We start from the raw sequence: 11,551 nt of genomic DNA, 5'->3' as shown, positions 1-11,551 counted from the left end.
CCCCCACGTTACGGGAAAAGAGGAAAAGAGACCCTGTCTTTTTTCGAACAAAGGTGGTACCACGATTTTCGTCCTTTTTGCGAATCGTGGTTTTTATTTTGTCATTTTAAATTAAAGGAGTAACAATGAAACTTAAAGAAACCCTCAATCTAGGGAAAACAGACTTTCCTATGCGTGCTGGTCTTCCAACCAAAGAACCAGTTTGGCAAAAAGAATGGGAAGAAGCAAAACTTTACCAACGTCGTCAAGAATTGAACCAAGGAAAACCACATTTCACCTTGCATGATGGACCTCCGTATGCAAACGGAAATATCCACGTTGGACATGCCATGAACAAGATTTCTAAAGATATTATTGTTCGTTCTAAGTCTATGTCTGGATTTTACGCTCCTTACATCCCAGGTTGGGATACTCATGGTCTGCCAATCGAACAAGTCTTGGCAAAACAGGGTGTTAAACGCAAAGAAATGGACTTGGTTGAGTACTTGAAACTTTGCCGCGAGTACGCTCTTTCTCAAGTAGATAAACAACGTGAAGACTTTAAACGATTGGGTGTTTCTGGCGACTGGGAAAATCCTTATGTGACTTTGACTCCGGACTATGAAGCGGCTCAGATTCGTGTCTTCGGAGAAATGGCTAAGAAAGGCTACATCTACCGTGGTGCCAAGCCAGTTTACTGGTCTTGGTCATCTGAATCAGCTCTTGCTGAAGCGGAAATTGAATACCATGACTTGCTTTCAACTTCCCTTTACTATGCTAACCGCGTCAAAGACGGAAAAGGTGTCCTAGATGCAGATACTTACATCGTTGTATGGACAACAACTCCTTTTACCATCACAGCATCTCGTGGTTTGACAGTTGGAGCAGATATTGACTACGTAGTCGTTCAACCAGCTGGTGAATCTCGTAAGTTTGTAGTTGCTTCAGAATTGTTGAACAGTTTGTCTGAGAAATTTGGTTGGGCGGATGTTCAAGTCTTGGCGACCTACCGTGGTCAAGAATTGAATCACATTGTGACAGTCCACCCATGGGATACAGCTGTAGATGAGTTGGTGATCCTTGGTGACCACGTTACGACTGACTCTGGTACTGGTATTGTCCATACAGCCCCTGGTTTTGGTGAGGATGACTACAATGTCGGTGTTGCCAACGGCCTTGAAGTTGCTGTAACAGTTAACGAACGCGGTATTATGATGGAAAATGCTGGTCCTGAATTTGCGGGTCAGTTCTATGACAAGGTTGTGCCGACTGTTATCGAAAAATTGGGTGATTTACTCCTTGCTCAAGAAGAAATCTCCCACTCATACCCATTTGACTGGCGTACCAAGAAACCAATCATCTGGCGTGCAGTACCACAGTGGTTTGCCTCTGTATCTAAATTCCGCCAAGAAATCTTGGATGAAATTGAAAAAGTGAAGTTCCACTCAGAATGGGGGAAAGTTCGTCTTTACAATATGATTCGTGACCGTGGTGACTGGGTTATCTCTCGTCAACGTGCTTGGGGTGTTCCGCTTCCAATCTTCTACGCAGAAGATGGTACAGCTATCATGACAGCTGAAACGATTGAACATGTAGCTCAACTCTTTGAGGAACACGGTTCTATCATCTGGTGGGAACGTGATGCTAAGGACCTCTTGCCAGAAGGATTTACTCATCCAGGTTCACCAAATGGCGAGTTCAAGAAAGAAACAGATATCATGGACGTATGGTTTGACTCAGGTTCATCATGGAATGGAGTAGTGGTCAACCGTCCAGAACTCAAATATCCAGCAGATCTTTACCTTGAAGGTTCTGACCAGTACCGTGGTTGGTTCAACTCATCACTTATCACATCTGTTGCTAACCATGGCGTTGCTCCTTACAAACAAATCTTGTCACAAGGTTTTGCCCTTGATGGTAAAGGTGAGAAGATGTCTAAATCTCTTGGAAATACCATTGCTCCAAGTGATGTTGAAAAACAATTTGGTGCGGAAATCTTGCGTCTCTGGGTAACAAGTGTTGACTCAAGCAACGACGTGCGTATCTCTATGGATATCTTGAGCCAAGTCTCTGAAACTTACCGTAAGATCCGTAACACTCTTCGTTTCTTGATTGCTAACACATCTGACTTTAACCCAGCTCAAGACGCAGTGGCTTACGATGAGCTTCGTTCGGTTGATAAGTACATGACCATCCGCTTTAACCAGCTTGTCAAGACCATTCGTGATGCTTATGCAAACTTTGAATTCTTAACCATCTACAAGGCCTTGGTGAACTTTATCAACGTTGATTTGTCAGCTTTCTACCTTGATTTTGCTAAAGACGTTGTCTACATCGAAGGTGCCAAATCACTCGAACGCCGTCAGATGCAGACTGTCTTCTATGACATTCTTGTCAAAATCACCAAACTCTTGACACCAATCCTTCCTCACACAGCAGAGGAAATCTGGTCCTATCTTGAGTTTGAAGCTGAAGACTTCGTTCAATTATCAGAATTACCAGAAGCTGAAACTTTTGCCAATCAGGAAGAGATCTTGGATACATGGTCAGCCTTCATGGATTTCCGTGGACAAGCTCAAAAAGCCTTGGAAGAAGCGCGTAATGCAAAAGTAATCGGTAAATCACTCGAAGCCCACTTGACAGTTTATCCAAATGAAGTGGTGAAAACTCTTCTTGGAGCAGTGGACAGTAATGTAGCTCAACTTTTGATCGTGTCAGAATTGACCATCGCAGAAGGACCAGCTCCAGAGAGTGCAGTAAGCTTTGAAGATGTTGCCTTTACAGTTGAACGCGCTACAGGTGAAGTATGTGACCGCTGCCGTCGTATCGATCCAACTACTGCTGAGCGTAGTTACTATGCCGTCATTTGTGACCACTGTGCAAGCATCGTAGAAGAAAACTTTGCAGATGCAGTTGCAGAAGGATTTGAAGCGAAATAATCAGATTAGAAATATGTCTTCTCATAGTTTAAGATGAGATGAAAAGGAAAAAGAGAGGAAGTCATTTCTCTCTTTTTTGCTGGAAAAAGTTTAGGACAAAGGAGGGAAATCTAACATTTGTAGGAAAAGTTTTAAGTTGATTTTCTGGGATTTTTTAAAAGAGGAGTCGTGTTTTGGTACTTTTCAAAAGCATGTGTTGCTTCTAAAAATCGCGACAAATAATTTGAATAATCAAGTGAAATCAGGTAGAATAGAAAGGATTGAATAATATATTGAAGAGGAAATTTTGAGAATGAAACATCAGTTTTATGGAGAAAAACGACAGCGCTTTTCTTTCAGAAAGTTGTCCGTTGGGCTGGTTTCGGCGACTATTGGAAGCTTCTTTTTGAGTGGGCAAATAACTGGGGACTTGACTTCTGTAAATGCAGCAGAAATTCAAAGTCAGCAGTCTGCTCAGGTCAAATACCACTACGTAGTGGAGTCTGAATTGACGGAGGCAGAGAAGAGTGCCTTGATCAGGGAGATTCCAAAGCATGTTGAGGATGCTTCAGAGACCTATTACTTAGTTTATCGTCCGACTACTCAAGGGGATTCGTCTGGAGTATTGCCTAAGACAGGTCATTCCGGTCTTTGGGAATCAACTTTTACAGCGATGGGTCTTGCATTACTAGTGCTTGTAGTTGTTAGAGGCAGAAATGGGAAGAGGTATTTATCTTCGATCTTGTTGGTAACTGGAATGGGATCCATACTGCTATCTCCAACAGTATTAGCAGTGACGAATATCGAACTTGCAGCATATAATCAAAGTCTTAACTTGGGTCTTGGAGATGCACTTCCAGCGCCATTGAAAATTGACGGTTACGACTATATCGGTTACTTAAAGAATGAAGAACAAAATGATAGTCATTTAGCTCATTCTGCTCATAAGGAAAATCCGACACTTGACTTGGAGAAAGAGAAGGGAAGTGAACTTAAACCGAGTGAAACAAATCTTGATATGAAAGAGATTGTTTCAGATAAGGGGGATGCTTTAACTGAGGAAGAAAGAGAAGCTATAGCTGCTAAGGAAAGAGAGTCTGCTCGTCTAAGCACCGTTTATGACTTGCCAGAACTAAAAATTAGTGAGCAGGAGTCAGTTCAAGAACTTCCTTATCAGACAAAATACCAATATACCGATGAATTGGCTCAAGGGCAATCAAAAGTTATACAATCAGGTGTTCGAGGTCAACGTACAGTGGTGACTCGTCATTATCATGAGAATCAAGAAATCGTAAAAAGCGAAATGATTTCTGATCAAGTGACGCTTGAACCGGTTTCTGAAATTATTTTAGTTGGAATAGCTCCAACTAACTCGATACCCAAAGAAACTCCAGTTCATGAAGTTCCAGAATTGGCAGAATATGGGACAAATCCTGATACAGCGCCAGTTCACGAAGTTCCAGAATTGACGGAATATGGCACCAGTCCCGAGACAACTCCAGTTCGTGAGACTCCAGAATTGACGGAATATGGGACAAATCCTGATACATCTCCAGTTCACGAAGTTCCGAAATTGACAGAGTATGGCACCAGTCCTGAGACGTCTCCGATTCGTGAGACTCCAGAACTGACAGAATATGGCACCAGTCCAGAAACAGCGCCTATTCATGAGAATTCTGAGTTGGAATTGACTACAAATGATGAGGTTAGAATAGAAAAGATTGATTTTTCTATTGACGAGCAATATACAGATGAGATTCCAGAAGGAAGTCGTCAAATCGCGACTCCGGGTGTTGAGGGTGAGCGCACGATTAAGACTCGTGTTTACAGTTTCAACAGGCAAGAGGTTGACCGCCAAGAGTTGTCTAATGAGGAAACTTTGGCGCCCGTAACACAGATCGTCAAAGTCGGAACAGCTAAACCAACCATGGTACCGAATGAAGCATCGAAATCAGACACTTTGCCAGAATATCCGCTAACTTACACCGATGAAACCCGCGTAGAGAAAATAACCTTCAACATTGAGGAGCAATATACAGATGAGCTTCCAGAGGGAAGTCGTCAAATCACAACTCCAGGTGCCCAAGGTGAGCGGACCATCAAGACTCGTGTTTACAGCTCTAACGGTCAAGTGGTTGACCGTCAAGAGTTGTCTAATGAGGAAACCCTAGCTCCTGTAACGAAAATTGTCAAAGTCGGCACGGCTAAGCCAACTATGGTACCAAGTGATGCACCGAAAGCAGACGCTCTGCCAGAGTATCCACTGACTTATACAGATGAAACGCGCGTAGAGAAAATCAACTTTAGCATTCGTGAAGAAGAAACGGATGAATTGGTTCGAGATGCCCGCCAAATCGCGACTCCGGGTGTCCAAGGCGAACGAACTATCAAGATTCGTGTCTACAGTTCTAACGGTCAAGAGGTTGACCGTCAAGAACTTTCGAATGAAGAAACCTTGGCTCCGATAACACAAATTGTCAAAGTCGGAACAGCTAAACCAACCATGGTACCGAGCGAAGCACCGAAAGCAGACGCTTTGCCGGAATATCCACTGACTTATACCGATGAAACGCGCGTAGAGAAAATCAACTTTAGCATTCGTGAAGAAGAAACGGATGAGCTTGTTCGAAATGCTCGTCAAATCACAACTCCAGGTGTTGAGGGAGAGCGCACGATTAAGACTCGTGTCTACAGTTCCAATGGTCAGGAAATCGACCGCCAAGAGTTGTCTAATGAGGAAACCTTGGCTCCTGTAACGCAAGTGGTCAAGGTCGGCACGTCCAAACCAAGCATGGTGCCAAATGAAGCACCAAAAGCAGACTCTTTGCCAGAATATCCATTGACATATACTGACGAAACTCGGGTTGAGAAAATAGCCTTCAACATCGAGGAGCAGTATACGGATGAGCTAGTTCAAGATGCCCGCCAAATCACAACTCCGGGTGTCCAAGGCGAACGAACTATCAAGACTCGCGTATACAGCTCTAATGGCCAAGAAATTGACCGTCAAGAGATCTCAAACGAAGAAACACTAGTTCCCGTAACTCAAATTGTCAAGGTCGGCACGGCTAAGCCAACTATGGTGCCAAATGATGCACCGAAAACAGACGCTCTACCAGAGTATCCGTTGACATATACTGACGAAATTCGCGTAGAGAAAATAGCCTTCAACATCGAGGAGCAACATACGGACGAATTGGTTCAAGATGCTCGTCAAATCGCCATACCAGGTGTTGAGGGTGAGCGCACGATTAAGACTCGCGTCTACAGTTCTAACGGTCAAGAGGTTGACCGCCAAGAGTTGTCCAATGAGGAAACCCTAGCTCCAGTAACGCAAATCGTCAAAGTCGGCACGGCTAAACCAACCATGGTACCGAATGAAGCACCAAAAGCAGAAACTCTTCCAGAGTATCCGTTGACTTATACTGACGAAACTCGGGTTGAGAAAATTAACTTTAGCATTCGTGAAGAAGAAACGGATGAGCTTGTTCGAGATGCTCGTCAAATCGCAACTTCGGGTGTTGAGGGTGAGCGCACGATTAAGACTCGTGTCTACAGTTCTAACGGTCAGGAAATCGACCGTCAAGAACTTTCGAATGAAGAAACCTTGGCTCCTGTAACACAAATTGTCAAAGTCGGCACAGCTAAGCCAAACATGGTACCAAGCGATGCGCCGAAAGCAGACGCTTTAGAGGAGTTCGATTTAATTTCACTGCATAATCTCTTGGCAGAAGCGGATCAGATTAAAGCTCAGGCCCGTTATTTCAACGATAGTCAGAGTCATCAAGCTAACTATGATGCTGCTTTGACGGCAGGTCAAGCGATTCTGAGCCAATCCCAAGCCAGCCAGGCAGAAGTCAACCAACTGGTGGAACAAATCAATCAAGCCAAGGCTCAATTAAGTGGTCTTGAAGTTGTTAAAACAGCTCTTCAGACTGAGTACGATTTAAATCCAACGGTTAAAACTTCGGTTAAATATAAGAATGCGGATTCAGAAAAGCAGACAGCTTATACTGACGAATTGACCAAGGCAGACAAAGTTTTGAACAATCAAACTGCTACACAAGTACAGGTCAATCAAGTTCTTGCTAGCCTGACAGCAGCCAAAGAAGCTCTAAATGGAGTGTCTAAAGTCAAGCCGACTGTTTCCATTTTAAGTCTGACTGAGAATGCTGATGATAAGTCGGTGACGGTTCAATATAGATTGGAAGACCAGACCCAGTCCTTCCGTTCAGCGACTGCAGAATTGTACCAAGGAGACCAGCTGATTCGCACTCTTCCAATTACCAACTTTGCTGGCAGCTTGAAAATTGGCGACCTAGACTACTACACAGGCTACACTCTAAAAACTAAGTTGACTTATGAATTGGATAATGGTAGCTTTACTGAGTTTGAAACAGACAGTCGTAACTTTGAGCTAGAATACAAGAAGATTGCCTTCCGTGATATTGATTCTGTTGAGTTTTATCATAAAGAAAACGACCAATACAAGCGCTTTGTGTCGATGAGCTCTATGCCTACGGATCTGTCTACTTACTTCGTCAAAATCAAATCAAGTGAATCCAAGGAAATTCTCCTACCAGTTCACAGCATTTCTGAAGCAGAGAAAGATGGCAAGGCAGTCTATAAGGTTAATGTAACCCTTCCTGAGCTCGTCCAAGAAAGTGAAGCGGGCTACAAGTCTGGGCACGGCTTCTACATCAGTAAGGCAGTCCCAAGTCAGCAAAATGTCTACACCAGCTTTGCTGGATTAGTAGACGCTATGAAGCGAAATATGGCAGGAAACTATGTGTTGGGTGCTGATTTGGATGCGAGTGAGGTCAACCTAGCTCCTGCGGATTATGTCTATCTCAAAGGGAACTTCACCGGCAGTCTGACGGGCAGTCAAAATGGTAAGCAATACGCGATTTACAATCTAGCCAAGCCTTTATTTGAAAATCTGAAGAACGGCTCTTCTATTACCAATATCGACTTTAAAGATGTAAATATCGTGGGTACCTATGACTCGGCTGCGCTGGCACGCAATGCGGAGAATGCGCGAATCACAGATGTTTCTGTTCAGGGGAGAGTATCGGTAGTAGGAAACGCCTCTAACGTAGCGGGTCTAGTAGTTAATGGAACCAATACGAAAATTACCAATAGTTCCTTTACGGGTACCATCCTATCTAACAGTCAACACATCAAAGCTTATAATGTGGGTGGTTTGGTTGCAAACCTTAAAGGAGGAGAATCTCTTCTTAGCCAAAGTAAAGCAGATGTAACGATTATTAGTGGTGCACGATCAAATGAACAACGTATCGGTGGTTTGGTTGGACGTCTAGAAAACAATGCTCGAATCACCAAATCTTATGTGACAGGGAAATTATATAATGCAACCACTAACGGTCAAATCGGTGGAGTGGTCGGCTCGAACTACTTTAATGGTTTAGTTGATAATGTGATCAGTAATGTTAGCGGTACAAATGTTTACAGTATTTCTGGGGATCAGGGCTACAAAAACGACCGCATTACGCAAGCATATAAAGTTGCTAAAAGTGAAACCTTGAAAAACGATCAGTTTGTTACTTCTACAATTACTCAAGAAGAAATGGAAGAAAAACTGACTGCTATGGACATAACAACTACCCTAGATGACACGAATCTAAATATGCGTTTTGTCGACTATGGTGAGGTAAACAATGCTCAATTCGACCGCGGATATTCTTATGCAAATATGGAGAAGCTGCTTCCTTTCTACAATAAAGAAACTATTGTTTCGTTTGCCAACAAGATTCCGAAAGAGCATAAGTTGAACAAGGAGTACCTACTGGATGTTGTTCCGATGAAGGGTGACCAGATCATCACTGATATCCATAGCAATAAAACAGCAATCAATCGTTTGATGCTGCACTACATGGACAATACCATTGACTATCTAGAAATATCTTATCAGGGAGATTTCGTCAACCAAGGTATTGCTGAGTATAGGATGAAGGGATTAGACCTTCTTTATACTCCAGAAGCCTTTGTATCAGATTATACTAGCATTCTGAATCAAGTGTTGCCAGAGCTGAATAAGGTCGTTCTTGATTCGCCAGCTATGCGAACTGCTCTCGGAGTAGCCGCAGATACTTCTTTGGATGAACTATACTTAGACACTGCATTTACGCAAGTGAAAAGCAAGCTATCAGGTGAGCTTCGCAAAGTGCTAGCTATGGATAAGGCTATCAATACTGAAGGTGAAGTAGTTAAGGATTATCTTGTTAAGAAGATTCTTGCTGATAAAGAAGCTTTCCTATTAGGTTTGACTTACCTTAACCGTTGGTACAATATCAACTATGATACCTTTAATGTTAAGGACCTATCGGCTTACAAGATGGATTTCTATGGTAAGAATGACGTTTCGGTTCTTGATACAATCATAGCTTTAGGGAAATCAGGACTTGAGAATCTCAAGGCTAAGAACAACTATACAGCGTATGATAATTCGCTCTCTGAAGCAACTGGCAAGCGAGGACTCTTCAATTACCTTGAAGGTTACCGTCAGCTCTTCCTGCCATACAAGACCAATAATGAATGGCTCAAGACCAATACAAAAGCCTACATCGTTGAGGCTAAATCCGATGTAGCAGAAGCGAGACAGCTTCAGGACGCAGCCGAGGGCAAGAGCAAGTACTCTGTCGGTGTTTATGACAAGATTACTGCAGATAATTGGGAACACAAGGGCATGCTCCTGCCACTCTTGACCATGACGGAGAAAGGTGTCTATGCTATCTCTAATATGTCTACCCTCTCTATGGGAGCTTATGATCGTTACCGCCTGGATGCCAATAACAGGGTGCGAACAGACGCAGAACTAGTTGAATATGTCGAAGACCGAGTGAGAAAAACAGCTGAATACCAGCGCGACCATTATGATTTCTGGTACAAGATTCTGAGTCCAGAAAGCAAGGACAAGCTCTTCCGTTCGGTTCTGGTTTATGATGGATTCTCATTGGTTGACAAGAATGGTCAAAGATATTGGGCTCCAGCTAATGACAAAAGATCACAGGCTATGCAGGAATTCTTTGGACCAGCTGGCAAGTGGTATCCAAGCAAGGGCTATAATGCCTATGCTACGGGTAGTGTAACTCACTTTGATGCTGCTAAATTGTTGGAAGACTATGGAAACTCTGTCTACACCCATGAGATGACCCATAACTCTGACGGTGCAATTTACTTTGAAGGTTATGGTCGTCGTGAGGGCTTGGGTGCGGAACTCTATGCTCGTGGACTCTTGCAATCTTCGCCGAGCGCAGATGAACCAACCATTACGCTCAATACTCTCTTCAAGGTGGACAAGGATTCTAAGACACGTATGCATACCTATAATTTCAAGGAACGTGTTCAAAATGAAGCAGACCTACAACACTATGTCCATGGTATGTTTGACATGATCTACACCTTGGACTATCTAGAAGGTACTTCTATGCTGAAGCAGAGTGATGCTGCCAAGTTACAGTGGTTCAGGAAGATGGAGAATTACTATATTACAGATAAGTATGGTAAGGAGACCCACGCTGGTAACCAGACGCGAAGCTTTACTGCTGAGGAAATCAAGCAACTGAAGACCTTTGACTCCCTGATTGAAAATGATGTGATCACTCGTCGGGAGAATAAGGAAAGTGGGAAATATGGTCGAAATGGCTACCTCAGTCTCAGCCTCTTCTCACCAATTTACTCAGCCTTGAGCAATCCAAATGGAGCACCTGGTGACGTTATGTTCCGTCGCACAGCCTATGAATTACTGGCAGCCAAGGGCTATCATGACGGATTTGTCCCTTATGTTTCTGGTCAGTACTCTCAGGAAGCCTTTGATGAAGGGAAGAAAACGTGGGACGGATGGTCTGGAAGAGATGTTGGTCTCGTGACGGACCAGAAAGTCTTGGAAAATGTATTTAAGGGTGAATACACCTCTTGGGCAGCCTTTAAGAAGGCCATGTACCAAGAGCGGATTGATCAGCTGACCAAGCTGAAGCCAATCACCATTGAGTACGAGCTTAAAAATCCAAACAGTACCAAGAAAGTAACCATTCGCTCTTATGCAGAGATGCAGCAGTTGATGGACGCAGCCGTGGCAGAGGATGTACGCAACATTACCAATGCTACTAGCCGTGTCGAAGCTAGCTGGGTTAACCTGCTCAAGAAGAAGATTTACAACGCTTATCTTCGTGAGACAGACGACTTCAGACAGTCTATTTTCAAGAAATAAGGAAACGATTCTGTTTGATTAAAATTTAAAAAATTCCTAGGTTTAAGGCTACCTAGGAATTTTTCTGTGGTTTCTCCATGATCTTGTTTGTGCATTCAAGACCTGATAAGATAAGAATTTTGAAAGCGCAAATGAACTGAAAAGATTAGCAGTTTTTTGTGGCTATTATTTATAGCAAATAAATTGAATAATCTAGTAAATTTCGGTAGAATAGAGGGGATTCAAATCATGACAAAGGAAAGATTAGGAATGAAAAAAAATGATTTAGGAGAAAAGCACCAACGTTTTTCATTGAGAAAAGTTTCGGTTGGTTTGGTTTCTGCTTTGGTAGGGGTTTTCTACCTTTTTAGTGGAGGAGGTTCTCTTGCAAGTGTAGCAGCTAGTGAACAGACGACATCCGTTACAAAACAAATCCACTATAAGT

At 43.1% G+C, this 11,551-nt stretch carries 3 protein-coding genes; all 3 read left to right on the top strand.

All coding sequences use genetic code 11. From position 1 onward, the window contains the following. Positions 1–125: 125 nt before the first annotated feature. Positions 126–2,918: an isoleucine--tRNA ligase gene (ileS, locus tag SORDD27_RS05685; RefSeq protein ID WP_061427856.1), complete on the top strand. Its 2,793-nt coding sequence runs from the start codon at positions 126–128 to the stop codon at positions 2,916–2,918. 292 nt (positions 2,919–3,210) lie between these two features. Further along, positions 3,211–11,127, top strand: a complete 7,917-nt coding sequence (locus SORDD27_RS05680) for a ZmpA/ZmpB/ZmpC family metallo-endopeptidase (protein ID WP_061427855.1) — start codon at positions 3,211–3,213, stop codon at positions 11,125–11,127. Between the two features lie 228 nt (positions 11,128–11,355). Then, positions 11,356–11,551 (top strand): YSIRK-type signal peptide-containing protein (locus SORDD27_RS10540; RefSeq protein ID WP_155718893.1); only part of this gene is annotated, 196 nt, incomplete at its 3' end.

Origin of the sequence: Streptococcus oralis (assembly GCF_001579025.1) — a bacterium.
In the GTDB taxonomy this organism is placed as follows: Bacteria; Bacillota; Bacilli; order Lactobacillales; family Streptococcaceae; genus Streptococcus; species Streptococcus oralis_X.
The sequence above is the reverse complement of the archived record's forward strand: the minus strand, read 5'-3'. Positions and strand labels throughout refer to the sequence as shown.

Coding starts and splice junctions, on each gene's coding strand:
- ileS (WP_061427856.1), top strand. CDS start 126: ATGAAACTTAAAGAAACCCTCAATCTAGGGAAAACAGACTTTCCTATG.
- SORDD27_RS05680 (WP_061427855.1), top strand. CDS start 3,211: ATGAAACATCAGTTTTATGGAGAAAAACGACAGCGCTTTTCTTTCAGA.